24 protein-coding genes are annotated in these 23,875 nt (G+C 70.4%); 13 read left to right on the top strand and 11 right to left on the bottom strand.

The annotated features are described in order from the left end of the window. Positions 1 to 41 precede the first annotated feature (41 nt). Positions 42 to 1,190, bottom strand: coding sequence for a CaiB/BaiF CoA transferase family protein (locus tag ACZ45T_RS27270; RefSeq protein ID WP_468445724.1), 1,149 nt, complete (start codon positions 1,188 to 1,190; stop codon positions 42 to 44). 227 nt (positions 1,191 to 1,417) lie between these two features. Here ACZ45T_RS27270 and ACZ45T_RS27265 point away from each other — a divergent pair, with 227 nt between their 5' ends. Continuing rightward, positions 1,418 to 3,100: a PKD domain-containing protein gene (locus ACZ45T_RS27265; RefSeq protein ID WP_468445722.1), complete on the top strand. Its 1,683-nt coding sequence runs from the start codon at positions 1,418 to 1,420 to the stop codon at positions 3,098 to 3,100. 233 nt (positions 3,101 to 3,333) lie between these two features. After that, positions 3,334 to 4,554 (top strand): saccharopine dehydrogenase family protein, encoded by a 1,221-nt coding sequence (locus tag ACZ45T_RS27260; protein WP_468445720.1) that lies wholly within the window; start codon positions 3,334 to 3,336, stop codon positions 4,552 to 4,554. 10 nt (positions 4,555 to 4,564) lie between these two features. Here ACZ45T_RS27260 and ACZ45T_RS27255 read toward each other — a convergent pair whose 3' ends face one another. Next, positions 4,565 to 5,248: an endonuclease V gene (locus ACZ45T_RS27255; RefSeq protein WP_468445718.1), complete on the bottom strand. Its 684-nt coding sequence runs from the start codon at positions 5,246 to 5,248 to the stop codon at positions 4,565 to 4,567. A gap of 26 nt (positions 5,249 to 5,274) precedes the next feature. On the opposite strand from ACZ45T_RS27255, the gene ACZ45T_RS27250 reads away from it, so the two are divergent. Then, entirely contained in the window at positions 5,275 to 5,574 is a 300-nt protein-coding gene (locus ACZ45T_RS27250) for a YciI family protein (protein ID WP_468445716.1), read from the top strand. 25 nt (positions 5,575 to 5,599) lie between these two features. On the opposite strand, the gene ACZ45T_RS27245 is transcribed toward ACZ45T_RS27250, so the two are convergent. Beyond that, entirely contained in the window at positions 5,600 to 6,694 is a 1,095-nt protein-coding gene (locus ACZ45T_RS27245; RefSeq protein WP_468445805.1) for a WD40/YVTN/BNR-like repeat-containing protein, read from the bottom strand. Positions 6,695 to 7,159: 465 nt separating this feature from the next. Here ACZ45T_RS27245 and ssgD point away from each other — a divergent pair, with 465 nt between their 5' ends. The 7 genes from ssgD (at position 7,160) to ACZ45T_RS27210 (ending at position 13,715) form a co-directional block, all read left to right on the top strand. Next, the gene (gene ssgD / locus ACZ45T_RS27240) at positions 7,160 to 7,576 is read left to right on the top strand and encodes a spore wall synthesis regulator SsgD (protein WP_468445714.1); all 417 of its coding nucleotides are present in this window, start codon (positions 7,160 to 7,162) and stop codon (positions 7,574 to 7,576) included. A gap of 288 nt (positions 7,577 to 7,864) precedes the next feature. Continuing rightward, positions 7,865 to 9,505: an ABC-F family ATP-binding cassette domain-containing protein gene (locus ACZ45T_RS27235; RefSeq protein ID WP_468445712.1), complete on the top strand. Its 1,641-nt coding sequence runs from the start codon at positions 7,865 to 7,867 to the stop codon at positions 9,503 to 9,505. 485 nt (positions 9,506 to 9,990) lie between these two features. Beyond that, the gene (locus tag ACZ45T_RS27230) at positions 9,991 to 10,962 is read left to right on the top strand and encodes an acyl-ACP desaturase (RefSeq protein WP_266939876.1); all 972 of its coding nucleotides are present in this window, start codon (positions 9,991 to 9,993) and stop codon (positions 10,960 to 10,962) included. A gap of 120 nt (positions 10,963 to 11,082) precedes the next feature. Then, positions 11,083 to 11,385 carry a hypothetical protein gene (locus ACZ45T_RS27225; protein ID WP_468445710.1) on the top strand — a complete coding sequence of 101 codons (303 nt, stop codon included), beginning with the start codon at positions 11,083 to 11,085 and terminating at the stop codon, positions 11,383 to 11,385. Next, on the top strand, positions 11,378 to 12,514 hold the full coding sequence (locus tag ACZ45T_RS27220; protein WP_468445708.1) for a hypothetical protein: 1,137 nt from the start codon (positions 11,378 to 11,380) through the stop codon (positions 12,512 to 12,514). The genes ACZ45T_RS27225 and ACZ45T_RS27220 overlap by 8 nt, the downstream gene beginning before the upstream one ends. Further along, a complete protein-coding gene (locus ACZ45T_RS27215; RefSeq protein WP_468445706.1) occupies positions 12,511 to 13,131 on the top strand; it encodes a hypothetical protein in 621 nt (206 codons plus the stop codon). Before ACZ45T_RS27220 ends, ACZ45T_RS27215 begins: the two co-directional genes overlap by 4 nt. Positions 13,132 to 13,424: 293 nt before the next feature. Beyond that, complete coding sequence (locus ACZ45T_RS27210) at positions 13,425 to 13,715, top strand: hypothetical protein (RefSeq protein WP_468445704.1); 291 nt, start codon at positions 13,425 to 13,427, stop codon at positions 13,713 to 13,715. Here the strand turns inward: ACZ45T_RS27210 and ACZ45T_RS27205 are convergent, their stop codons facing one another. Both ACZ45T_RS27205 and ACZ45T_RS27200 read right to left on the bottom strand, forming a co-directional pair. After that, positions 13,716 to 13,961, bottom strand: a complete 246-nt coding sequence (locus tag ACZ45T_RS27205) for a WhiB family transcriptional regulator (protein ID WP_468445702.1) — start codon at positions 13,959 to 13,961, stop codon at positions 13,716 to 13,718. A 57-nt stretch (positions 13,962 to 14,018) separates the two neighbouring features. Next, positions 14,019 to 14,813: a VOC family protein gene (locus ACZ45T_RS27200; RefSeq protein ID WP_468445700.1), complete on the bottom strand. Its 795-nt coding sequence runs from the start codon at positions 14,811 to 14,813 to the stop codon at positions 14,019 to 14,021. Between the two features lie 121 nt (positions 14,814 to 14,934). Here ACZ45T_RS27200 and ACZ45T_RS27195 point away from each other — a divergent pair, with 121 nt between their 5' ends. Next, positions 14,935 to 15,603 carry a TetR/AcrR family transcriptional regulator gene (locus ACZ45T_RS27195; RefSeq protein ID WP_468445698.1) on the top strand — a complete coding sequence of 223 codons (669 nt, stop codon included), beginning with the start codon at positions 14,935 to 14,937 and terminating at the stop codon, positions 15,601 to 15,603. Between the two features lie 34 nt (positions 15,604 to 15,637). Here ACZ45T_RS27195 and ACZ45T_RS27190 read toward each other — a convergent pair whose 3' ends face one another. Together ACZ45T_RS27190 and ACZ45T_RS27185 are read right to left on the bottom strand one after the other, a co-directional pair. After that, positions 15,638 to 15,814 (bottom strand): hypothetical protein, encoded by a 177-nt coding sequence (locus tag ACZ45T_RS27190; protein ID WP_468445696.1) that lies wholly within the window; start codon positions 15,812 to 15,814, stop codon positions 15,638 to 15,640. Between the two features lie 63 nt (positions 15,815 to 15,877). Further along, positions 15,878 to 16,495: an alpha/beta hydrolase gene (locus tag ACZ45T_RS27185; protein WP_468445694.1), complete on the bottom strand. Its 618-nt coding sequence runs from the start codon at positions 16,493 to 16,495 to the stop codon at positions 15,878 to 15,880. A gap of 579 nt (positions 16,496 to 17,074) precedes the next feature. Between ACZ45T_RS27185 and ACZ45T_RS27180 the strand changes: the two genes are divergently transcribed. After that, entirely contained in the window at positions 17,075 to 17,884 is an 810-nt protein-coding gene (locus ACZ45T_RS27180) for a hypothetical protein (protein ID WP_468445692.1), read from the top strand. Between the two features lie 560 nt (positions 17,885 to 18,444). Next, positions 18,445 to 19,104 carry a hypothetical protein gene (locus tag ACZ45T_RS27175; protein WP_468445690.1) on the top strand — a complete coding sequence of 220 codons (660 nt, stop codon included), beginning with the start codon at positions 18,445 to 18,447 and terminating at the stop codon, positions 19,102 to 19,104. Positions 19,105 to 19,594: 490 nt separating this feature from the next. Here the strand turns inward: ACZ45T_RS27175 and ACZ45T_RS27170 are convergent, their stop codons facing one another. The 4 genes from ACZ45T_RS27170 to ligD form a co-directional block, all read right to left on the bottom strand. Beyond that, positions 19,595 to 20,803 (bottom strand): cytochrome P450, encoded by a 1,209-nt coding sequence (locus tag ACZ45T_RS27170; RefSeq protein WP_468445688.1) that lies wholly within the window; start codon positions 20,801 to 20,803, stop codon positions 19,595 to 19,597. Next, positions 20,800 to 21,321 carry a cupin domain-containing protein gene (locus ACZ45T_RS27165; RefSeq protein WP_468445803.1) on the bottom strand — a complete coding sequence of 174 codons (522 nt, stop codon included), beginning with the start codon at positions 21,319 to 21,321 and terminating at the stop codon, positions 20,800 to 20,802. The genes ACZ45T_RS27170 and ACZ45T_RS27165 overlap by 4 nt, the downstream gene beginning before the upstream one ends. Positions 21,322 to 21,389: 68 nt before the next feature. Continuing rightward, complete coding sequence (locus ACZ45T_RS27160; RefSeq protein ID WP_468445686.1) at positions 21,390 to 22,442, bottom strand: type III polyketide synthase; 1,053 nt, start codon at positions 22,440 to 22,442, stop codon at positions 21,390 to 21,392. Positions 22,443 to 22,793: 351 nt separating this feature from the next. After that, entirely contained in the window at positions 22,794 to 23,813 is a 1,020-nt protein-coding gene (gene ligD / locus ACZ45T_RS27155; RefSeq protein WP_468445684.1) for a non-homologous end-joining DNA ligase, read from the bottom strand. Between the last annotated feature and the right edge of the window lie 62 nt (positions 23,814 to 23,875).

Here is a 23,875-nt window from a genome sequence, read left to right as displayed (position 1 = left end):
TCGAGGATTGCCCCCATACGCGAACGAGGCGGCGAGCTCCATCAACCCTCCTTGCCCAGGGCCGGGAGGTCCCAGTCTCGGGCGACCGACTCGGCGTGCGCACCCGGCTGGGCCGGTCCGCTGCCGACGGCGACGGGCGTCGCCGAGAACCGCGGCGCGGGGGCGGGCTGCACGATCCCGCCGAAGTCGGTGAAGGTCCCGCGGGCGGCGAGGTGCGGGTGATCCGGGGCCTCGCGCAGGGACAGCACGGGCGCCACGCAGGCGTCGGAGCCCTCGAAGACCGCCGTCCACTGCGCGCGCGTACGGGTCTTGAAGCGTGCGGCGACGGCCTCCCGCAGCTCGCCCCAGCGGGCGAGGTCCTTGCGGGCCGGAGCCTGGTCCCTGATGCCGAGGAGCTCCACGAAGGTGTCGTAGAACTGCTGCTCCAGTGCGCCGACCGCCATGTACTGGCCGTCGGAGGTCTCGTAGGTGCCGTAGAAGGGGCAGCCGCCGTCGAGGAGGTTGACCCCGCGGCGGTCCTGCCAGCCGCCCGCCGCCATCATGCCGTGGATCATGGCGGTGAGGTGGGCGGTGCCGTCGACGATGGCCGCGTCGACGACCTGGCCGGTGCCGGTGGTGCGGGCGTGCTGGAGGGCGGCGAGGACTCCGATCACCAGGTAGAGCGAGCCGCCCGCGTAGTCCCCGACCAGGTTGGCGGGGACGGCCGGGGGCTGGTCCGGGTTGCCGATCATGCCGAGGGCGCCCGTGACGGCGATGTACGCGATGTCGTGGCCGGCGCTCTGCGCGAGCGGGCCCTCCTGGCCCCAGCCGGTCATCCGCCCGTAGACGAGTCGCGGGTTGCGTGCGTGGCAGTCGGCCGGGCCGACCCCGAGCCGCTCGGCGACCCCGGGGCGGAAGCCCTCGACGAGGACGTCGGCGCGCTCGACCAGGTCCAGGACGCGGGCGGGGCCGTCGGCGGACTTGAGGTCGACCAGGACGGACCGTTTGTTGCGGTTGGTGATGTCGAAGGCCGGATTGACCGCGAGCCCGCCACCGCCGGGCCGGTCGACCCGTACGACGTCCGCGCCCAGGTCGGCGAGGAGCATGGCGGCGAACGGTCCCGGGCCGATGCCCGCCAGTTCGACGACGCGCACCCCGGCGAGCGGACCGCTCCTGCTCGCGCCCCCGTTGCCGTTCCCTGTCACTGCCATCGAGCCCCCAGCGTCTCTGGTGTGCATGGTCTGCGTGGTCTGCGTCCGCGTGGTGTGCGACTGTGTGACACAACTGATGTAACACCAGTGATGCTAGGAACGTGTTCCACCGAGCACAAGCCCCTGGTCGAGATGCACGACCACCCCCCTCACCAAACGCCGCGCGGCTATGTACCCTGAGCAAGCTTTCGAGTCTGATCAAGCGTTCAACAGATAATGGGGGGCCGGTGCGCAACCGTCGCCGACTTGTAATTTCCGCTGCCGCCATCGCGGCCGGCGTTGGTCTCATCCCGGGCGTGGCCCAGGCCGACCCGGCCCAGCCGGACGCGCACGGTGCGACCACTCCGGACCTGGACCTCGGCCTGGGCAAGGCCGCCAAGTCCAAGGGCAACACCTTCACCAGCCCGGCTGACCGCACGGTCCGCAAGGCCCTGCCCACCGCCAAGACCGGCGCTTCCGCCGCCCCGTCGGTGCAGTCCGTCGCCGGCAACCCGGACCTCTCGGTCGGCCTCGCCGCCTACGGGACCTCCGCGCACGGCATCGAGCTGGACACCACCACCACGAGCGTGGACACCGCGCTCAAGGTCACCATCGTCTGGGGCGACGGCAAGACCGACGTGGTCGACGCGTTCGGCTCCACCACCCTGACCACGGCGCACACCTACGCCGAGGTCGGTGCCTACACGGTCAAGGTCACCGTGACGGACGCCGCGAACAACGTCTCGGCCGAGAACAACCTCGCGGTCGTCACGCCGGGCTCGGACTTCACCCCGTACGCCCCCACCCGCCTCCTGGACACCCGGGACGGCACCGGCGCGGCGCAGGGCAAGGTCGCGGCATACGGCTCGACCCGCGTGAAGGTCGGCGGCAACGGCGGGATCCCGGCCGGCGTCACCGCCGTCGCGCTCAACGTCACCGTCACCAACACCACCAGCGGCGGGCACATCACGGCCTTCCCCGAGGGCACCGAGCGTCCGACCACGTCGAACGTCAACTTCAAGGCCGGTCAGACCGTCCCGAACCTGGTCATCGTGCCGGTCGGCAAGAACGGTTACGTCGAGCTCGCCAACCGCGGCTCGCAGTCGGTCGACCTGATCGCGGACGTGACCGGCTACTTCAGCCACACCGCGTCCAGCGGCTACACCCCCATCACTCCGGCGCGCTTCGTCGACACCCGCGAGGGCCTCGGCACCGCCCAGGGCCAGCTCGCCGGTCGGGGTACCTTCTCCACCCAGATCAGCGGCCTGCGCGGCGTGCCCCAGGGCATCAAGGCCGTGGCGCTCAACGTGACGGTCACCAACCCGAAGCAGGCCGGCCACCTGTCGGTCTTCCCGGGCGGGGCGCAGACCCCCACCGCGTCCAACCTGAACTTCACCGCCGGTCAGACGGTCGCCAACTCGGTGATCGTGCCCGTCGGCGCGGACGGCAAGATCAGCGTCTTCAACGGCGCCTGGTCGGCCACCGACGTCGTCGTCGACGTCGTCGGCTACTACAGCACCGACAGCAAGAGCGCCTTCCTGCCGCTCACGCCGGAGCGACTGCTCGACACCCGTGACCCCCAGAGCAGCGTGTACGGCCCGCTGGGCGGCCGCAGCTACATCTACATGCCGCTCTCCTACGGCGAGCCCAGCATCACGGGCTTCGTGATGAACTCCACGGTCACGAACACGAACGGCAACGGGTTCCTCACGGTCGCCCCGGACCCGAACACGATCGACGACTACGACAACGGCACCGAGGTCTGGCCGACGCCGCCCAACTCCTCGAACCTGAACTGGACGAAGGGCGACACCGTCCCGAACCTGGTCCAGGCGAGCACCGGGAACAACGGCATCATCGACTTCTGGAACCAGGGCTGGGACGACATCGACCTCGTCGTCGACCTCTTCGGGCTCTACCAGCAGGGCTGATCCACCGACAGGTGGTTCTCCACCGATTGGTGGTTCACCACTGACAGGTGGTTCTCCACCAAGAGGTGGTTCTGACAGCGCCCCGGGCGCGGCCGCCAGGCCGTTCCCGGGGCGCTGTTCTCATCGGATCCCCGCGCGAGCCGTTCTCGTCCCACCTGGTCGCACAGGCGGTCGAGCCGCACGCTAGCCTCTGCCACCGACACCACCTGCGCCACGACCCGGGGGGAGCCCTCATGAACGACGCACAGGTCCGGAACGACCGGCAGGACCGGCAGGACCGACCGGCACGGGCCTACGACGTCGTGCTGTTCGGCGCCACCGGGTTCGTGGGCGCGCTGACCGCCGAGTACCTCGCCGCGCACGCACCCGCCGGCTGCCGGTGGGCCCTCGCGGGCCGGGACCTCGCCAAGCTGGAGCGGCTGCGCGAACGGCTGGCCACGATCGATCCCGCGTGCGCGGAGATCCCGCTGCTGCGGGCCGACGCCGGAGACGCCGGGGCCATGCGCGCCCTGGCCGCGTCCACGCGGGTGCTGGCCACGACCGTGGGACCGTACATCTGGTACGGGGCGGAACTCGTGGCCGCCTGCGCCGCGGCGGGCACCGACTACGTGGACCTCACCGGCGAGCCGGAGTTCGTGGACCGGATGTACGTCGAGCACGACGCGCGGGCCCGGGAGACCGGGGCGCGGCTCGTCCACGCCTGCGGCTTCGACTCGATCCCGGCGGACCTCGGGGCGTACTTCACGGTCGGCCAACTGCCGGAAGGCGTACCGCTGCGGGTCGACGGGTTCATGCGGTCCAACGCCCTCTTCTCCGGCGGGACCCTGGCCTCCGCGCTGACCGCGCTGGGCCGCGGCCCCCAGACCCTGGCCGCCGCGCACGCCCGCCGGCTGCACGAACCCCGGCTGCTGGAGCGGCGGGCCCGGGGGCCGCTGGGGGCGCCCCGGTTCAGCCGGGAGACCGGCACCTGGGCGTTGCCGCTGCCCTCGCTCGACCCGCGGATCGTGACCCGGTCGGCGGCCGCGCTGGAGCGGTACGGTCCGGACTTCCGCTACCGGCACTACGCCTCCGTCAAGCACCTGCCCGTCGCGGTGGGCGGTACGGCGGCGCTGGGCGCGGCGGCGGCGCTGGCCCAGGTGCCGCCGGCCCGGCGGTGGCTGATGAACCGCTGGGAGCCGGGCCAGGGGCCGGACGCGGAACGCCGCGCGCGCAGCTGGTTCACCGTACGGTTCGTCGGCGAGGGCGGCGGACGGCGCGTGCTCACCGAGGTGTCGGGCGGCGACCCGGGCTACGGGGAGACCGCGAAGATGCTCGCGGAGTCGGCGCTCTGCCTCGCCCACGACGCCCTGCCGGACCGCGCCGGGCAGCTGACGACGGCGGTGGCGATGGGCGACGCCCTGCTGGAGCGGCTCCGGAAGGCGGGGATCACCTTCCGGGTGGCCGACGCCCGCTGACCGACGCTCCTCAGGGCCCGGTGGCCTCGCGCAGCGCCCTCCGGCACAGGGAGTCGGCGTGCCGGGTGGTCTCGGGGATCCGGAAGCGGGGGCTCAGGGCCAGGGCGTGCGCGCAGGCGTTGTCCAGCGAGACGCGGTGACCGACGGAGACGTAGACCGGTTTGATCCCGTCCTGTGTCCGCAGCGCCCGCCCGACCTCGGCCCCGTCGGCGGCGCGCAGCGCGGCGGCGTCACCGCGCCGGGGGCCCGGTTCCTCGTAGGTGAAGGTGAACGGATTCTTCGCGACCCCGATGGCCGGGAGCCCGGTGACCACGCCGAGGTGGCAGGCGAGGCCGAAACCGCGGGGGTGGGCGAGGCCGTAGCCGTCGCAGACGACGAGGCCGGGCTCGGCGGTCAGGGCGTCGAGGGCGGCCAGTACGGTCGGCAGCTCGCGGAAGGCGAGCAGCCCGGGCACGTAGGGGAAGCTGACGTGCCCGACGGCGGTGGCCTCCTCGACGACCTCCAAGGTGGCGGCATCGAGCACCACGGCCGCGGCGGCGACGAGGTCGCGGGCGTCGTCGTAGGCGACGTCGACCCCCGCGATCAGCCCGCGGCCGGGCGGCGGACCGACCTCGTCGAGGACGACGGAATCACGCAGTTCGTCTTGTATCGCCCGGGCCTCGGCCTCGTCGGCGGGGGTCTTCGCACTCGTCATGATGGAGCGAGAGTAGCCTGGCGATCATGTTCGTCATGGAGCTCACCTACACCGCGCCCATCGAAGCCGTCGAAGACGTGCTGGACGCCCACATCGCCTGGCTGGACGGCCATTACGCCGCGGGCGTCTTCCTCGCGTCGGGCCGCAAGGTCCCGCGCGACGGCGGTGTGATCCTGGCCGGCGGGGTCTCCCGACCGGAGATCGAGAAGATCGCGGCCGAGGACCCCTTCACGGTGGCGGGCGTCTGCATCTACCGCATCACGGAGTTCATCGCCACGAAGACCTCCGCGGACCTGGCGACGGTCCGGGAGAACCCCGCGGCATGAGCGTGAGCGTGGCGGGGCGCCACCCTCACCGCCGTTCCAGCCGCGCCACCCGGCCCTTCTCGCCCGCCGCCCAGCAGCCGGTGTCCGCCGCGCAGTCGACCGTGTCGAACGAGCCCGTCCCCAAGGGGCGCCAGCTGTGGCCGCCGTCCGTGGTCACGTCCGTGCCCGTCGGTCCCACCGCGAGGGCCGTGCCCCGGCTGTACGGGTACCAGGCCGCGCCCGAGCGGTAGGCCGGCGGCGGGGGCGATGCCTGGCTCCAGTTGCGGCCTCCGTCCGAGGAGACGGCCGCGGCCTGCGGGGAGGCCTGCCCGGTGCGGTAGTCACCGCCGACCGCGAGTCCCTTCGTACGGTCGCGGAAGGCCAGGGCGAAGACGCCTCGCGCCGGGTCGCCCGCCGGGACGGTGGATTCGGCGACCCGCCAGGTCAGGCCCCGGTCCGCGGAGTGCAGGACCCGCGCGGTCGCCCCGCCGCCCGTGGCCAGCCAGACATCGCGCGGGCCCGCGCTGACCAGGCACTGGCCGCTCGCGGCGAAACCCGCCTCGCCCGGCAGCGCCTCGGGCATGCCCGCGTTCGGCAGGACCCGCCAGTTCCGTCCGCCGTCGTCCGTGGACAGGATGCGGAACTTCCCGTCCACCGGATCGCTCATCGCCAGGCCGTGCCGCGCGTCGAAGAAGGTGAGGCAGTCGTAGAAGGCGCGCGGGTCGGGGTTGCGGAAGGTCTCGGTCCAGGTGGCGCCGCCGTCCTCGGTGCGCAGCACCCTGGAGGCCTCGCCCTCCCCGATGGACAGGGCCACCGCGCGCCGCGCGTCGAAGGCCTCGATGTCGCGCAGTTCCAGCCCGTCCGCGACCGCGCCGGGCGGTGAGACGTCCTGCCAGCTACGGCCGCCGTCGACCGTGCGCAGCACGGTCCCCTTGGAACCGGCCGCCCAGGCCGTGCTCCGGCTGACGGCCGCCAGGCCGCGGAAGCGGACCGCCGTGCCGGTCTCCTTCAGCGCCCAGCCCGCGCCCCGTAAGTCCTGCGCCACGAGGCCCGCGCCCGGCCCGGCCGGCTCTTCGGCCGGGCCCGCATCGGCCTGGGCGGGGGCGGCCAGCATCCCCACCAGCAGAGCTGCCGCGCACATGCCCGTTCCCACTTCCAGAAGTCTCATGGCGCCGGAAGCTAACGCACGCCGGATTCGCCGTCCAGAGTGCGTCCGCGCCCCCGGCTTCCCGGCCCGGGCCCGTGCCCGGCCACCCTCGTACGCTCGCCCGTCGGCCAGCTCGTGCTGCACGGGTAGCTGAGCGTGACCACCCGGGCCGGGCGGTGCGCAGGGGGGAGGCGGGCCGTGCTTTGGGCCTGTGGAGTGAGCGGTAACCAGCCCTTCTTCGGCCTGTCAGGCGCCCGCGCAACTCATTGATCTTCCTTGATCTCCCTTCGGGCGTTTCCCCTCACCCGGTCACTCTGTGCGATCACACAGATGGGTTCCAGCCAATCGGTGACACAGCTCACGCGAATCCCCATGCACGGATTTGCCGATTCCGGCGTCTATCGGGTTGCCGGGCTCCACCCACAGCCCGGCAGCAGATCCGCCGCAAGGGAGTGAGCCTTGATCACTGTCATCGAGCAGGCCGCACAGGCCCGTCTGGTCGCCACCGCGCCGAAGGTCGAGACCGTTCCCGTCACCCTCTGCTACGACCGTGCGGATCCGTTCGCCGTGCGGATGGCCTTCCCCGCCCCGGCGACGCTGGAGGGCGTCGAGGTCTCGTGGACCTTCTCGCGTGAGCTGCTGGAGTCCGGGCTGGACCGCCCGACGGGCCACGGCGACGTGCGCGTGCGCCCGTACGACGGCGACCGGACCACGATCGAGTTCCACGCGGCGGAGGGCGTCGCGATCGTGCTGATGCTGACGGCCGAGCTGCACCGGTTCCTGGAGCGGGCCGCGGGCGTCGTCCCGCCCGGCCTGGAACACCTCTACCTCGACATGGACCACAGCCTGGCCGAGCTGCTGCGCGACAGCTGCTGATACGCCGCCGCCCGCTCGGATTATTCGTTTGCGGGCGGCTTCCGCCGCCCGTAGCTTCGTTGACGTTCCCCCGGCCACCGCTGGGAGGTGCCGCCACACCGCCGTCGAAACGGAGCAGGACATTGCTCGTCTGAGGTTCGAGACACCGACCGCCCTCACCGTCACCACCACAGCCATCACCACCCCGCCGTCGTCGTCACGTTTTCACCGTGACCGCCGGCCGTGACCATCTGAGCGTCGGCTGTCTCCCCGCGTTGCACGCACCACTCACGCAACCTGGAGGCCTCCATGAGTCACCCCCCTGCTTTCATCACCTGCTCCGCCCTGTCCTTCGACTGGCCCGACGGCACTCCCGTCTTCGACGGGTTCCAGCTCGCCGTCGGCCCCGGCCGCACCGGCCTGATCGGACTCAACGGCTGTGGGAAATCCACCCTGTTGAAGCTCATCGCCGGTGAACTGACCCCGACCGAGGGCCAGGCGTCCGTCGCGGGCTCGGTGGGCTACCTCCCGCAGAACGTCACCCTCGACACCGCACTGCGCGTGGACGAGGCGCTCGGCATCCACACCGCCCGCGCCGCACTCCACGCCATCGAGGCGGGCGAGGCCACCGAGGCGAACTTCGCCGCCGTCGGCGACGACTGGGACGTGGAGGAGCGGGCCCTGGCCACGCTCGACCAGCTCGGGCTCGCCCGGATCGGCCTGGACCGCACGGTCGGCGAGCTGTCGGGCGGCGAGTCCGTACTGCTGCGGCTGGCCGCCCTGCTGCTCGCGCGTCCCGACGTCCTGCTGCTGGACGAACCCACCAACAACCTGGACCTGCGCGCCCGGGGCCGCCTGTACGCGGCGGTCGAGTCCTGGTCCGGGGTGATGCTCCTGGTCAGCCACGACCGGGAGCTGCTGGAGCGGGTCGATCAGATCGCCGATCTGCGCGACGGCGAAGTCCGCTGGTACGGAGGGAATTTCACGGACTACGAGGAGATGCTCGCCGCCGAGCAGGAGTCGGCCGAGCGGATGGTCCGGGTCGCGGAGGCCGACGTACAGCGGCAGAAGCGCGAACTGGCCGACGCACACCTGAAGTTGGCGCGGCGCAAGCGGTACGGCCAGAAGATGAACGACAACAAGCGCGAGCCGAAGATCGTGATGGGTGCGCGCAAGCGCGCCGCGCAGGAGTCGGCCGGCAAACACCGGATCATGCACACCGAGAAGCTGGCACAGGCGAAGGAACGGCTTGACCAGGCGGTGGAGGCGGTGCGCGACGACGACGAGATCCGGATCGAGCTGCCCGCCACCCAGGTCCCGCCGGGGCGGCGCGTCCTGACCCTGAGCGATCTGCGCCTCGCCCACGGGGCAGCCGTACGGGGCGAGTGGGAGCTGCGGGGCCCGGAGCGGATCGCACTGGTGGGCCGCAACGGTTCGGGGAAGACCACGCTGCTGCGCACGATCGCGGGACAGCTCGCGCCGGTGTCCGGGGAGGCGGTCACGCATGTGGCCACGCGGTTCCTGCCGCAGCGGCTCGACGTACTGGACGAGAGCCGCTCGGTGGTGGAGAACGTGGCGCGGTTCGCCCCGCAGGCCACGAACAACCTGATCCGGGCACGGCTCGCGCACTTCCTCTTCCGGGGCGCCCGGGCGGACCGGCCGGCCGGCACCCTGTCGGGCGGGGAGCGGTTCAGGGCGGCGCTGGCCGCGCTGCTGCTGGCGGAGCCGGCTCCACAGCTGCTCATGCTGGATGAGCCGACGAACAATCTGGACCTGTCGAGCGTGCGGCAGTTGACCGGTGCGCTGGATGCGTACGAGGGCGCGCTCGTGGTGGCGAGCCATGACGTGCCGTTCCTGGAGTCGATCGGCATCACCCGCTGGCTGCTGCTGGACGGCGAGCTGCGGCCGACCACGGCCGAGGAGGTCAGGGAGACGCTGTGGCACGCGTAGCCGGCGGGGATCGCGGATCGCGGATCACTCACACGTAAGCGAGGTCACCGCGGGCGGCTTCCCGGGGCCGGTCGGTCCTTCACGCACGCGGCGGCCGCGATGAGCCGGCTGGACACCGTGCAGCCGGCCGGCTCGCACTGCTCCGGGAGGACGCCTTCTGCGGCGAGGGAGCCGACTGCTTCCGCTTCCGTCGTGACGCCGACGGGAAGACGGACATCGGAACGACCGGGTCCGCCGCGTACATCCCCGACCCCATCGACGCCCTCCGCACGCCGATCCCCGCCGTCAAGGCGGGGCGGCGGACCACCTGTCGGCGTGATTTTGGCCTTCCGCTTCCCTCTCACACCCCTCCTAAACTGCACAGATAACTGGATGTAACCGGACATACACCTAGCCGGGGCTTGGCTCGCCTTGATGTCGCGCTTAACCTACGACTCCGTAGGCTACGGAACCGTAGGTAATTCGCTTTGCACCCAGGAGTACCCGTGACGATCACCTCTCCCCACCTCGGCAGCTCGGAGGCGTGGACCGACGCCAAGCTGCTGTTCGCGCTGGAAGAGGTGGTCGAAAAGGAGCTCAACCGCCACCTGAAGGTCACCAAGGACTGGATGCCCCACGAGTACGTCCCGTGGAGCGACGGCCGGAACTTCCCCGGATTCTTCGAGGACGGCGAGGCCTGGGACCCGGAGCAGTCCAAGGTCACCGAGATCGGCAAGATCGCGCTGGTCGTGAACCTGCTGACCGAGGACAACCTCCCCAGCTACCACCACGAGATCGCCTCGCTCTTCGGCCGCAACGGCGCCTGGGGCACCTGGGTGCACCGCTGGACGGCCGAGGAGGGCCGCCACGGCATCGTGATGCGCGACTACCTGCTGGCCTCGCGCGCCGTGGACCCGGACAAGCTGGAAGCGTTCCGGATGCAGCACATGTCGGAGGGCTTCGAGTCCGACAACCGCCACTCCATGCTCCACTCGGTGGCGTACGTGGCCTTCCAGGAGCTCGCCACCCGCATCTCGCACCGCAACACCGGCCACCAGTCCGGTGACCCGGTCTGCGACCGGATGCTGGCGCGCATCGCGCAGGACGAGAACCTGCACATGGTCTTCTACCGCAACCTGCTGGGCGCGGCCTTCGAGCTCGCCCCGGACCTGACGATGCAGGCGGTGCGGGACGTCGTGGTCAACTTCCGGATGCCCGGACACGGCATGCCCGGCTTCGAGCGGATGGCCGCACAGATGGCGATCGGCGGGGTCTACAACCTGCGGATCCACCACGACGACGTGCTGAGCCCCGTGATCCGCTTCCTGAAGATCATGGACATCGACGGCCTCGGCCCCGAGGGCCAGAAGGCCCAGGAGGAGCTCGGCCTGTTCATGAACGGCCTGGACAGCGAGGCCCGCAAGTTCGACGAGCGCCTGGCCGCCCGCGCGGCGCGCATCGCGGCCCGCAAGGCCTGACCGCTGGCCTGACCGCTGGTCTGGCTTGCGGCCTGGTCTCCGGCCTGACCGGTTTACGCTCCCTCCCCCGAGTGACGCGGATTGCCCTGGCAGAGCAGCGCTCTGCCAGGGTTTCGCGTTATGACCTCGCTCCAGGTGGACATCGACCAGCTGACCCGTCTGACGCGCGCCCTGGACTCCTCGCTGGTCTCCCTGCGGGAGGCCCGGCGGGCGCTGGACCACGTACGGGCCGACCAGCTGGGCACGGCCGACCTGGACGCGGCGTGCGACGGGTTCCAGGAACGGTGGGCCTACGGCACGCGGGAGCTGACCAAACGCGTCAAGGCCGTACGGGAGGGCGTGGGCCGCAGCGCCGCGGAGTACGCGGAGCTGGAGGAGGCCATCCGCGCGGCCTTCCTCCGGGCGGCGGCCACGCATGGCTGACCACGCGGCGCTGGGCTTCGACCCGGCCCCCGGGAATCCGGCCGCGGTCCTGGCCCTGACCAAGAAGCTCGACGCCTCGGCGCACTCCCTCGGGGAGGCCTCCCGCGTCGTGAAGGCCCTGGTCTCCCACAGCTCGGCCTGGCAGGGCGAGGCCGCCACCGCCTTCCGCGCCTCCCTCTCGCAGGACCTCCCCCGCTACCTGGGCTCGGCCCACACCGCCCTGGCGGAGGCCGCCCGCCGGCTCGCCGCGTGGCACGACACCCTGGTCGCACACCGCGCGCTGGCCGCCCGGTACGAGTCCCAGGCCGCGGCGGCCAAAACCTCGGAAGCCCTGGCGGACGCCCGCCGCCTGGCCCACGAGCTCGCGGCCGAACACGCGAAGGCGGCCCGAGGGGTGGCGCAGACCCTGAACGCGGCATCGGACCGCCTGGCCCCGAAGGAGCCGGGCCTGATGTCCTCGATCTGGCACAAGATCGTGGACGACCCGGGCGACGCCCTGTCCAACGCCTCCGCGATCCTGGGTGCGATCGGGGCCGGCGTGGCCCTGCTCTGCCCGCCGGCGGGCTTGGCGGTGATGCTGGTCGCGGGAGGCCTGTCCCTGGCGGCGCTGACGGTGCACACCTCGGACCCGAAGTTCCGCAAGTCCCTGGCGGACGGGGTCACCAAGGGCGAGTTCGACGCGGACTTCTGGAAGAGCGGGGTCACCCTCCTCGGAGACGTCGCCGGAGCGGTTCCGGGCGTGGCGGCGGTCGCCTCGGGCGCGAAGGCCGGCACGCTGGCCGCCCGCGCGGCGATGGCCGCCGCCCCGGAGGCCAGCGCCCTCTCATCCCTCGGCACAGGAGCCACCACGTTCCGCAGCACGACATGGTCGACCGGCCTCGCCATCCAGGAGGTCGAGAGCCCGCTCACCAAATGGGCCTTGCGCAGTACGACGAACACCACTGTGAGGAACTCTGTGAACATGGTGGCGCCTGCCGCCGGAGCGGCAACGGCCTTCGTGGACTACGGGCCGGAGAGCGAAACGGTCGAGCACACCTCGACTGCGGTGGACGGCGTCCGTGGCACATTGGACGACGCTCCTTCAGCCTTCGCGAAGTCGAAGCAGGCATGGTCGGTGATCCGGCCATGATGACCGATGCAAGTTCTCCACCTGTGTGGTTCCGGCTCCCGCCGGGCTTCCACGATGTCTCTCCGAACGACCGGGCCGCGTTGGACGACATCGCCTGCGCACTCGCCCGCCCGGACGCTCAGCAGCAGCTTGCGCGGCTGATGGACGGCTTCGCCGAACTCTCCGGACATCACGTCGTGCACACGGCGCTCGGTCTGCACCCGGACGATCTGGCCGGGGTGTCCACATCACTGTTCTCGTTGACCGTCCGACCCGCCGAACACGCCAACCTTCAACTGGGCGTGGCACGAACCGCACTCGCCATCGCGCGATCCGGCTTGTGGACGCACTCGGTGCGCCGGCTCATCGCGCTGCCCTCTGAGCTCCCGTGCTACTTGATCGCGGGAACCATCACCCTCCCGGGCACCGGGCAACAACTGTTTCAAGCCAGAGTCGCCATGGCTCACGCGGATGGACTACACGCCCTCATCCTCGACTTGACCAGTGCGGCAACCCATTACGCCGACGCGTACACCGACATCATCGAGGCCATCGCCCACACCGTCAGCTTCTCTGATCCCGATCCCAGTCCCGCTCCCGCGCCAAGGCCCTCGCGTATCCTGGAGGTGCTCCAGTGAAGTTCCTACTCACCAAGGTGGCGTGGGATCACCCCACAACGGTCAGCGGATACAAACGGCTGGCCATCCGCCGGGCCGCCTGGTTGGGCGGCTTCATCGCGACCTTCCTGTTCGCTGCGATGTGCCTCAATCGGGGAATCCTCCGCCCGGCCACGGCCCTCTTCCTCATGCTGGTGGTCTTCTCCCTTCCGGGGCTCCCGTGGGTTGCCGCCGCCTATTTCAGGCGCCGTCGCATCAGAGCCGTCCTCCGGGCATACCCCTGGCATGAGCTGCCGTGCCGACATCTTCCGTATGTGTCCGGGAGCCCCGCCACCCTCGCCATCCCGTTCCGGGAGGAGTTCACCGCCACGTTCCGCATCGTCCCGTTCCCCGTTCCGCGCGCAAAGTTGGAGGACGACCACCCGGAGCGGATCTGGTTCGCCGGGGACCCCCGCTTCGGTGGGGTCGTGTCACCAGTCGGGGGGCACTACCCCGTGCGGGTCGTACCCCACACGCCGCGGCGCGGGGAGTGCGGAGGCGAGGGGTTCGAGCTCGCCCTGCGCGTGGGGCTGGTGCGCCGCAGCGGCAAAGGCACGCGTACCTGATCAGCGGCGCGGCCGAAGGGCGAGGCGTTCGGATTCCGAGAGGCCGCCCCAGACTCCGAAGCGCTCGTCATTGGCCAGGGCATACTCCAGGCACGCCGCCCGCCCCTCGCACGCCCCGCACAGTCGCTTCGCGTCGCGCAGCGACGAGCCAGGCTCCGGGAAGAAGAAGCCCGGGCCCGTCTGGGCGCACAGGGCGAGGTCGTACCAGGCGGTGTCAGTGGCTGCGGTGGTGGTGTTCATCGACATGCGGGAGATACTGACCGCCGGGGATGGACGTCCGATCAACGCCTGATCAACACCCCGTCACGGCCCCGGCGCCGGCGCGCTGGCTATGACCGCGAACCTCGCCCCGTAGGGGTCCGCCAGCTTGGCGAAACGGCCGACTCCCTCCATGAACACCGGGGTCAGACGGACCTTTCCGCCCGACTCCTCCGCCTTCGCCGCCGTCGCGTCGCAGTCGGCCACCTCGAAGTACGGCGTCCAGTAGGGCCGTTCGGTGTCCTCCACCGGGTCCATGGATATCGGGACCAGGCCCCCGAAGGCGGCTTCGTCCGTCGTTCCGGCCGGCTTGACCATCGTGTACGTTCCGCCCTCGAACGGCATCTCGCTGATCTCCCAGCCGAGGACCGTGCCGTAGAACTCGCGCGCCCCGGCTACGTCGCCGGTGTACAGCTCCGTCCAGCACAGGGTGCCCACGTCCGTCACCGCGCCCAGTCCCGTGTTCTTCTTCGGCTGCCACACCCCGAAGCTCACTCCCGCCGGATCGGCGAATATCGCCATCCGGCCGAAGTCCATGACGTCCATCGGCTCGAAGAGCACCGTGCCGCCCGCCCCGGTCACGGCCGCCGCCGTCGCGTCCGCGTCGGAGGTCTGGAAGTACACCTGCCAGGCACACGGGCCCTGCTCCGCCGGCACGGTCATGCCGCCCGCGACCGTCTTGCCGCCGAGGTGGAACATGCCGTAGCCGCCGACCTCCTCGCCGCCCGGCTGGAAGTCCCAGCCGAAGAGTCCCTCATAGAACGCGGCGGCGCCATTGACGTCGGGGGTGCCGAGGTCCACCCAGTTCGGGGAGCCGTCCTTGTAGTCCGTGGTGAGCATGGTCCGCACTCCTTCCGACCTCTTCCGCCATGACTCTCCTGTCCTCTTAGAGCATCGCACCCCCCACTGACAGTGGCCCGCCCCACAGAGTGAACGACCGTGCGTTCGGTAAGATGGCCGCATGGCAGACGGACGCGTGGAACGCGGCAACCAGACGCGGCGGACCGTTCTCGACCGGACGATGAGCATCGCCTCCGTGGACGGCCTGGAGGGCCTGTCCCTGGGGAAGATCGCTGCGGATCTCGGTCTGAGCAAGAGCGGCGTCTTCGCGCTCTTCGGCTCCAAAGAGGACCTGCAGCTCGCCACCGTCCGCGCCGCCCGGGACGTTTTCGTCGAGCAGGTCGTACGCCCCGTGCACGCGGAGCCCGACGGTCTCGCCAAGGTGTGGCGGGTGTGCGAGCGCTGGCTCGACTACTCCGGGCGCCGCGTCTTCCCCGGCGGCTGCTTCTTCTACTCCGTCTCCGCGGAGTTCGACGCCCGCCCCGGCCCGGTACGTGACGAGGTCGCCAAGGCGCGGTCCGACTGGACGCGTTACATGGAGCGGGTCCTGGACGAGGCGCGGCTGGCGGGCGGTTTCCGGGACGGGGCCGGCGCGGCCGACGTACCGCAGCTGGCCTTCGAGTTGATCGCCCTGATGGAACTGGCCAACGCGCATTCCGTCCTGCACGCGGACGGGCTGGCGTACGAACGGGCCGGCCGGGGCATCCTCGACCGGCTGCGGGCGGTGGCGGGCGCTCCGGACGAGCTCCCGGAGCGGCCGCCTGCCTTCGCCTTCTCTTTCTCTTCCTGACCTCAGTCCTCGGTTCTCGGTTCTCAGTTCTCAGTCACGCACGTGTGGCCGCCTGCGCGGAGATCGCGAATTCGACCGCCGCCGCGATGACCTCCGGGTCGGCGAGGATGCGGCGATGGCCCAGGCCGGCGGTCTCGATCAGGCGGGCCTGCCGGCCGTAGGCGTCGGCGATCGCACGGGACTGGGCGGGGGCCGCCACGTCATCGTCCACGTCGTGGACGAGAAGGATCGGCGCCCGCATGTCCGCGGGAGGGCGGCCGGCGTCGAGGCGCTGTCAGATGTCGGGTTCGCCGGGGAAGAGGCGGCGCTCGACGTGGGTGCGCAGGGCGCGTCTGACGCTCTCGCCCAGACGCAGCCGGGCACAGAACTGGTCCAGCATGTAGTCGAAGTCGGCGACGCCCCCGATCCCGACGACGCGGTCGGCCCGTATGCCGTCCCGCAGCATGAAGAAGGTGGCGAGCACCCCGAAGGAGTGGGCCACGACGGCCGAGAAGTCTCCGTGTTCCGCGTGCAGTCGGCCGATGATGGCGCGGTAGTCGACGATCGTGGAGGCCCGGCCGTCGGACTCGCCGTGACCGGGGGCGTCGAAGGCGATCACGGTGCGGCCTTGGGCCCGGAGGGCCTCGACGAAGCCGGCGAACCGCGAGGCGCGCGAGGACCAGCCGTGTACCAGGAGGACGGGCCGGTCGCCGTCACCCCAGCGGTACGTGGTGACGGCCACGCCACGCACGACCAACCGTCCGGTCCGGGCCCTCGCCATCACCTCCGCTTCCTCGGGGCGCAGCCTCACACGGCCGAGGGGGCGGACGAACAGCGCGAAGGCGCGGGGGCCGGCCAGGCCCGGGGTGAGCCGGCCGGCGACGTTGAGGGTGGTGCTCAGGAGTGAAGCCATGGGGTGCATGTGCGGTTCTCCGGAATCTCCTCAGAGTGCGCCAGGGGGCGCGGGAGGGACGATGAGGAGGATATTAGCACGATCGTTCGTGTTGTTTCATGAAGGCTTCGCGCCGCCCCGACTGGCTGGTCCGCTGTCCGTTGTCATCAAACCCAGTCGTCGTCTCATCGAAGTCAGGCGGCTGGCGCTCTGTCTCATCTAATACAGTCGTCGCAGGTCAGCAGTTCAACGCTTCAGAGGGATCAGCGCGCTGGATTCGGTGCCTCCCAGAGCGACGGCGTCACCCAATCCAGTTGTCCCGTCTCACCGAGGGTTGGTCAGTCTCACCGAACCTTGACCACTCGGCTGTTTGTCTCATCGAACTTTGACCGCCGCAGATCAAGGGCAGATGGCCCCCGGGCCTGGCAGGCGCTGCGTGGCCGGACGACGCACTGTCGTCTGCGGTTTCCACCTCGAGAAGGTACGGCTCGCTGCGGCCTTACGCACTTCTCCGCAGGGCCCTACCTTTGCGTCATGGAAACTCGGCGTCCCGCCTCACTTGCGGAAGTTGTGTTACCCGTGACAGCCGGATGGCGGCTGATGTTCGTGCGCAGCAGGGGCCACGAGCTGGCTACCGCGCTCGTCGGGAGCATCATGGTCCCGCCGAAGGTCGCAGCCCCGCTTCTGCTGGCCTCTCTGGTGCCCGCCGTGGTCTGGGGGAACGCAATCATCTGGGGCATTTTCTGGGTCCTACTGACGCTCACGGTCGTCGCGGTGGTCGTGCTCGCCGCAGCCATGCTGTTCGCCACGGTCTCCCTGACCGTGCGGTGGGTCGAGCTCCGCCCCCTGGGAACTCCGGCCCAGTTCGTGATCGCCCGCTTTCTGCGTTCGTCGACCACGGCGATGGCTGATCTGCGGCGAGTCGTCGTCATCGAGCGACTCAGGCTGGGGCAGCGACGGTCGATCAAGGTGGTGTTTCACACCCGCAGCGAGACGGTGGAGTGCGAACCGGATCCGTTCGCACCGCTTTTCCGGGTCGACGCACAGGAGCTGACCGGCTGGTTGACCGAGCAACTCGGCCAGGCCCAGGTGCCGGTGGAGCGTCAGACGGAGGTCCAGCGAGACTTCCTGCGTCCGGACGAGTGGTGGACCCAGTCCCACACCGCCCAGCTGTGGCGGGTACCCGTCGGCGAGGTCGACAACATAGCTGCCCAGCGCGGCGTCGAAATCTATCGGTACACGCCCCGGACGAGCGCGATGTACAGCCCTGGCACTTCGGTCACCGTCTACGACCCGGGCCGGGCCTACGACGTCGCCGAAGAACTCCGCGCGGAACGAGCCGCCGGCCAGGCCGCCGACAGCACGGCGGCCCCCGGCCCAGCCGAGGACGACGCAACGGATTCCCGCTGACTCGGTCGGGCTGGTCCTGACCTGGCTCGGAGACTGAACTCCATGAGCAGGCGTATGGCATCGCCTGCGTGGTGATGAATCCCGTCGGAGCCGAACCTTGACCTTCGAGCTCGCTGCCCAGCTGCGTATGGCCAGCCTCGTCGCTGTCAGCACCTGGCTGGCCCGGGGGCCACTGCCCTTGACCTGCGGCGGTCAAAGTTCGATGAGACAAACGGCCGAGTGGTCAAGGTTCGGTGAGACTGACCAACCTTCGGTGAGACGGGACACCAGTCGTGGCACGTCCGGGCTTCGCCGCCGCCCAACTTCCCTGATAACGGACACGGGCGTCTTCTTCGCATGGCAGAAATGACACGGCGCTGAGGTTGTCAGCTTGGCTTCTTGCGCTGCAGCAAGGGTGCTCGGCGGCTTGGTTCCACTCGGCTCCAGCGCGGCGCTCCCGCGCCGGGTGATTGGTAGAGGGCATGCTGTGAGAGGTGAGAGGCGCACGACAGCGGGAATGGGTTCGATACTCAGGCGGGCTGCTGCTCGCCTCGGCGTGCCTGGCTGTCGGTTTCTGGGCCGTGGTCACGTTCATCAGCGGCAACCTGACCACGTCCGACAAGCTGGGTGTGTTCGGGCTGTTGCTCGCGCTGCTGCCCCTGTCCGGCGCAGCGGCGAAGATGCTCAAGCCGTCGTCCGAGGTAGACCTCGTCCAAACGGCCCGGGAACTCGCCGAAGCGGTGGAGACAAGTGAACTGGCGCAGCGCATCCGGTTGCTGGGCGGCGACAACCAGCCCATCGACGTCGCCTTCACCTTCCGCGCCGCTCCGTCCCGGGTAGCTGTTGGTGCTGCGCCCACCGGTCGTCTGAGCGAGATCAGCGGCTACTACCGCGGCATGCAGCCCCGGCGGCTGCTTATTACCGGAGCCGCGGGAGTGGGCAAAACAGTCCTGGCCGTCGAACTCATGCTGGGCCTGCTCGAGAAGCGGGAAGCCGACGAACCCGTACCGGTTCGCATGGCCCTGGCCGGCTGGGACACCACCCAGCCACTGGACGCATGGATGACCGGCGAGCTAGCAGATACCTACCAGCTGAGCTTGACGACCGCCAGGCGCTTGATCGACATCTCGCAGATGCTGCGGCCCGCGCCGCTGGGCAGGCGGCAGGCGGAGCACCCCGCAGCCGCGCATGATGCATCGACGGCAAAGCTGCTCCTTCCGGCCGGCGCGTCATCCCCGTGACACCACCCGCAGCGCGCCGCGCGGGCACAGTCGATACCCCTCGTGGACACCCTCGCTAGGTGGGCCAGCCTCGCGGCGACCGTGGTGACGGTCGTCGGCGGCGTCCTGCCGGTCTCGGAGCAGAATCACAAGAGCCGCGAGCGGAAGAAACCCGCTCAGTTCAGTAGATGAAGTTGTCCGACCGGCGCAGCGAGAGTTGCCAGAGCTGAAGGCTGGACTGGATTGGATGAGACGACGACTAGCTTCGGTGAGAACGGACATCCGCCTGTCCCTTGTCATTCAATCGAGGCGCTTTGACAGCGAACCCAGCCGAATCGACTTCTCTGACAGTGAATCTAGTCGTGAGGGGTGATCACGCTGGGGGTGTTGTGTGTCGGTATCGGCTGGGATGGACGGGGTGGGCACGAACCGACCACCGGCCCGCGCACGGGTACGGCCCGCCGGCCGCTGCCGGACTGCCGGTCTGCGGCCCCGGCTCCGCCCCGTGGGCTTACCAGGTCACCGGCAGTCCCACAGGCCCGCGGATGAGCACGTCCTTCTGCCAGATCACCTCGCCGGGGTCAACTGCCAGCCGGAGGTCCGGTAGCCGCTCGACCAGGGTGGTCAGGAGCAACTCCGCCTCCAGCCGGGCCAGCAGCGGTGCCACGCAGTGGTGGGGACCGTGCCCGAAGGCCAGGTGGGGCGGGCCCTGGCGGCCGATGTCGATGCGGCCAGGCTCGGGGTAGCACGACTCGTCCCAGTTGGCCGCCACGTACGAGACGTACACGGCCTCGCCCCGGCGGATCTGGACCCCGCTCACCTCGACGTCCTCGGTGGCGACGCGTGGCTGTCCCACGCCGTGCTTGTGCGGAATCCAGCGCAGCAGCTCCTCCACGGCAGCCGGCACGGCCCGCGGGTCCGACCGCAGCCGGCTCATCAGGCTGTCGTCGGTCAGGAGTACGTACATCATGTTCGAGGTGTGATTGCGGACGGCGTGCCAGCCGTTCAGCCCCATCAGCACCGCCAGGGCGAGCATTTCCTCTTCCTCGATCTGGCCACTCGCGACCGCGGCTGCCAACGTGCTCGTGAGATCACCCTGCGGCCGGGCCCGGCGCTCCCGGGCCAGCTCGCGGAACAAGGCGCAGGCGGCCTCCTTGGCCTGACGGGCCCGCTCGACGCCTGCCTCGTCCGTCGCCCTCGTCAGCACGGTGTCCGCCCAGACGCGCAGGCGCGGCCGGTCGGCCTCCGGCACGCCCAGCACCGCTCCGATGACGTGCAGAGGGAACGGCGAGGTCACCTGCCGTACGAGGTCCGCAGGCGGCCCCGACGCCACCATGCGGTCGATCAGGCCGTCGAGCACAGCCTGCGCGCGCGGACGCAGCGCCGCCATGCCCGAGCGGTTGAACGCCGAGGAGACCACGGAACGGACCCGGGTGTGGTCGGGGGGATCCACGAAGCTGACCGCCCGGTCCAGCGGCACGAGGTACATGTTCATGCTCGGCAGCGGCCGGCCGACGATGTCCCGGCTGAACCGGGGGTCGGAGGTGACGAACCGGACCACGTCGTGCCGCGTCGCCAGCCAGCACTCACCAGGGGTCCCGTGCAGCAGCCGGACCCGGACGACCGGCGCTTCCCGCAGTGCCTCTCGGAGGAAGGGGTCGAAGTCCAGCGCCGCCAGGTCAACGGCCTCGTACACGGGGGGAGCGGTGTCCTGTATCACTGGCTCCTCGCCGGCCGGTCGTGGCGCAGAGGGGTGAGCTGCTCGATGTCGTAGCGGCGGCGCAGGGCCGCGATGGCGGTGTGGTCGGTGGGTCCGTCGGCGGACAGGATGTCCATGAGCTCCTCGAAATACCGCTCGTGGTCCGGCGGCGGGGACGACTGGAAGAACATCCTCGCCGGGGCTTCGGTGGGATTGGCGAACGCGTGCGGGCAGCCCTGCGGGACCAGGATGACCGTGCCGGGTGTGGCGCGGACCACGCGGTCCCCCTGCGTGGACCGCCACCCGCGCCAGCCGTCGGGAGTCCGCACGCGCGGCTCGAAGGCGAGGACGTCGAGTTCCCCTTCGAGTACGTAGAAGAGCTCCTCGCTGCGGGTGTGGACGTGCGCGCCGACGTCGAAGCCGGGCGGTACGACGACCTCGAAGCTCGATGCGCTGCGCGACTGTTCGCCGGTCACCTTGAACGTCACCTGCTGCGCGGCGGTGCGCAGCGTGCGGCCACCGCCGGGCGGCACGATCAGGCCGCCAGGTGGCCGCGGAGCCGTGGGGGATGTGGCGGATGTGGTCGTGGTGTCTGCTTCGGGAAGGGTCACGGCGTACGGCTCCAGCGGCCCAATGTCATCTCGGCGGTGATGCCCGGCCCGAATCCGGCCAGCAGGCCGCGCGCCCGGTCGGCGGCGCCGCCCTCGTCGAACAGCCGACGCAGCGCGTCCAGTACGACGACGCTCGCCACGTTTCCGTACTCGGTGAGCGTGGCCCGGCTGAAGCGGAAGGCGTCCGGGGGCACGCCCAGAAACTTGCTGAGGTCGTCGAGGATCCGCGGCCCCCCGGCGTGCACGATGTAGAAGTCGAGGTCGGGCGCGTTCCAGCCGTGTTCGTCGGCGAGGGCGCGCAGCGCGGGGGCGAGCGGCTCCATGGTGCCCGGCACCCGCTTGTCGAGCAGGAAGTGGAAGCCGGTGGCGCGTACGTCGTACGCGATCCAGTCCTCGGTGCCCGGGACCAGGTACGAGCCGTTTCGCTCCAGGTGGATGCCGGCTCCGCCCGTCCCGCGGACAACTGCGGCGGCCACACCGTCGCCGAAAAGTCCGTTGGACAGCAGAGTTCCGATGCCGATGTCGGTGGGCTGGTAGCTCAGGGAGCAGAACTCACAGGCCACGATCAGCGCATTCGCCTCCGGGTAGGCCGTGCAGAAGTCGTGCGCCCGGTTGATCGCGGCGCCGCCGGCCGCGCAGCCCAGCTGGGCGATCGGCAGCTGCCGGGTGGTGGAGGGAAATCCCATCGAGTTGATGAGCCAGGCGGTGAGCGAGGGCATCATGAACCCGGTGCAGGACACGTAAATGATCAGGTCGATGTCGGAGGCGCGCAGCCCGGCGTCCTCCAGCGCCCGCTGTACGACCAGGGGCACGCGGGCCTTGGCCTCTGCCGCGTAGAGCCGGTTGCGCTCTTCGAAGCCCGGGTGTGCGAGCGTCTCTTCGACCGGTTGCACCAGGTGGCGGGTCCGTACCCCGGTGTTCTCGATCAGGCGCAGCGAGAGGCCTAGTTGGGGGTGGTCGGCATGGCGCGAGCGCGCGAGCTCAAGCGTCTCCTCCATGGTGATGACGTACTCCGGAACCGACACGGCAGGCCGACATAACGTCGCCATGCAACACCCTCTCCCCCATGGGCACCCAGAGTGCCCGGTCCGGCTCAACTCGCTGAGTAACGATCACCCTCGTTATGGGTCACAGCGGTCCGCAGCCGGCACCGCGGTGTGGAACGACGGATGGCAGTGAGACGGTGGCAGCAAGACCGCCGGGTCATGCCGAGCGGCGAGGCGCAGTGCCAGACTCCGCGAGCCCGGAATGATCCGAAAGGCAGGCGCTAGCTCACTCGAGAAGAGCCGCACGCATTGACATCCAACCCAGTCGCCCCAGATCAGCGCGCTGCACGCGACTATCTTCGATGTCGAGGTTTTGCGGAAGCTCCGTGGCCGGATGCCAGGACAAGGGCCGCATCAGTCCTCGTGCTTCGCCCGGCTGGGCTGGACGCGTTTCGGCTCGCCCGGCATCTTCGGGTAGTCCGGCGGGTAGGGCATGTCGCCCAGGCCGTGCTCGTGTTCGTCGCGTGCCGCGAGCTCCAGTACGGCGTCCAGGGTGAAGGCGTGGTCGTCCATGTCCGCGTGCAGGTCGCCCAGTTCGGCGAAGCGGGCCGGCATCGTCACGATGTCGAAGTCGCGCGGCTCCGCGTCGTCCACCTCGTCCCAGCGCAGCGGCGCGGACACCGGGGCGTGCGGGCGCGGGCGGATGGAGTAGGCGGAGGCGATCGTGCGGTCACGCGCCGTCTGGTTGTAGTCGACGAAGATCCGCTCTCCGCGCTCCTCCTTCCACCAGGCCGTCGTGACCTTGCCCGGCATCCGGCGCTCCAGTTCCCGGCCGAGGGCGATGGCGCAGCGCCGGACCTCGGTGAAGGTCCAGCGCGGTGCGATCGGAACGAAGACGTGCAGGCCGCGGCCGCCCGAGGTCTTGGGCCAGCCGCGCAGGCCCAATTCCTCCAGCAGGGCGCGCAGTTCGTGAGCGGCCGCCACCGCGTGGTGGTAGTCGGTGCCCGGCTGCGGGTCCAGGTCGATCCGCAGTTCGTCGGGCCGGTCGGTGTCCTCGCGGCGCACCGGCCAGGGGTGGAAGGTGAGACAGCCCAGATTGGCGGCCCACAGCACGGCGGCCGGCTCGGTGGGGCAGATCTCGTCGGCCGAGCGTCCGCTCGGGAAGGCGATGTGGGCGGTCGGAATCCAGTCGGGGAGGTTCTTCGGGGCCCTCTTCTGGAAGAAGGACTCGCCCTCCACTCCGTCCGGGAAGCGCTCCAGGGTGGTCGGCCGGTTGCGCAGGGCGCGCGTGATGCCGTCCGCGACCGCCAGGTAGTACTCGGCCACGTGCCGCTTGGTGAGTCCGCGCTCCGGGAAGTACACCTTGTCCGGGCTGGACAGCCGTACCGTCCGTCCGCCCGCGTCCAGCTCGATCGCATTACCGGCAGCACCCATGTGCGCCACGGTAGGCGGGACCGGTCACGCGCGCACACCGGGCGGGTCCGCACGTACGACCG

Source organism: Streptomyces sp. NPDC030995 (genome assembly GCF_055571215.1).
Note: the sequence above shows the minus strand (reverse complement) of the source record. Positions and strands in the feature narration are given on the sequence as shown.

What these genes read in the sequence shown, in the direction of transcription:
- ACZ45T_RS27270 (WP_468445724.1), bottom strand. Translation starts at nt 1,190, where the DNA reads ATGGCAGTGACAGGGAACGGCAACGGGGGCGCGAGCAGGAGCGGTCCG.
- ACZ45T_RS27260 (WP_468445720.1), top strand. Translation starts at nt 3,334, where the DNA reads ATGAACGACGCACAGGTCCGGAACGACCGGCAGGACCGGCAGGACCGA.
- ACZ45T_RS27255 (WP_468445718.1), bottom strand. Translation starts at nt 5,248, where the DNA reads ATGACGAGTGCGAAGACCCCCGCCGACGAGGCCGAGGCCCGGGCGATA.
- ACZ45T_RS27250 (WP_468445716.1), top strand. Translation starts at nt 5,275, where the DNA reads ATGTTCGTCATGGAGCTCACCTACACCGCGCCCATCGAAGCCGTCGAA.
- ACZ45T_RS27245 (WP_468445805.1), bottom strand. Translation starts at nt 6,694, where the DNA reads ATGTGCGCGGCAGCTCTGCTGGTGGGGATGCTGGCCGCCCCCGCCCAG.
- ACZ45T_RS27235 (WP_468445712.1), top strand. Translation starts at nt 7,865, where the DNA reads ATGAGTCACCCCCCTGCTTTCATCACCTGCTCCGCCCTGTCCTTCGAC.
- ACZ45T_RS27225 (WP_468445710.1), top strand. Translation starts at nt 11,083, where the DNA reads ATGACCTCGCTCCAGGTGGACATCGACCAGCTGACCCGTCTGACGCGC.
- ACZ45T_RS27220 (WP_468445708.1), top strand. Translation starts at nt 11,378, where the DNA reads ATGGCTGACCACGCGGCGCTGGGCTTCGACCCGGCCCCCGGGAATCCG.
- ACZ45T_RS27215 (WP_468445706.1), top strand. Translation starts at nt 12,511, where the DNA reads ATGATGACCGATGCAAGTTCTCCACCTGTGTGGTTCCGGCTCCCGCCG.
- ACZ45T_RS27205 (WP_468445702.1), bottom strand. Translation starts at nt 13,961, where the DNA reads ATGTCGATGAACACCACCACCGCAGCCACTGACACCGCCTGGTACGAC.
- ACZ45T_RS27200 (WP_468445700.1), bottom strand. Translation starts at nt 14,813, where the DNA reads ATGCTCACCACGGACTACAAGGACGGCTCCCCGAACTGGGTGGACCTC.
- ACZ45T_RS27195 (WP_468445698.1), top strand. Translation starts at nt 14,935, where the DNA reads ATGGCAGACGGACGCGTGGAACGCGGCAACCAGACGCGGCGGACCGTT.
- ACZ45T_RS27185 (WP_468445694.1), bottom strand. Translation starts at nt 16,495, where the DNA reads ATGGCTTCACTCCTGAGCACCACCCTCAACGTCGCCGGCCGGCTCACC.
- ACZ45T_RS27180 (WP_468445692.1), top strand. Translation starts at nt 17,075, where the DNA reads ATGTTCGTGCGCAGCAGGGGCCACGAGCTGGCTACCGCGCTCGTCGGG.
- ACZ45T_RS27160 (WP_468445686.1), bottom strand. Translation starts at nt 22,442, where the DNA reads ATGGCGACGTTATGTCGGCCTGCCGTGTCGGTTCCGGAGTACGTCATC.
- ligD (WP_468445684.1), bottom strand. Translation starts at nt 23,813, where the DNA reads ATGGGTGCTGCCGGTAATGCGATCGAGCTGGACGCGGGCGGACGGACG.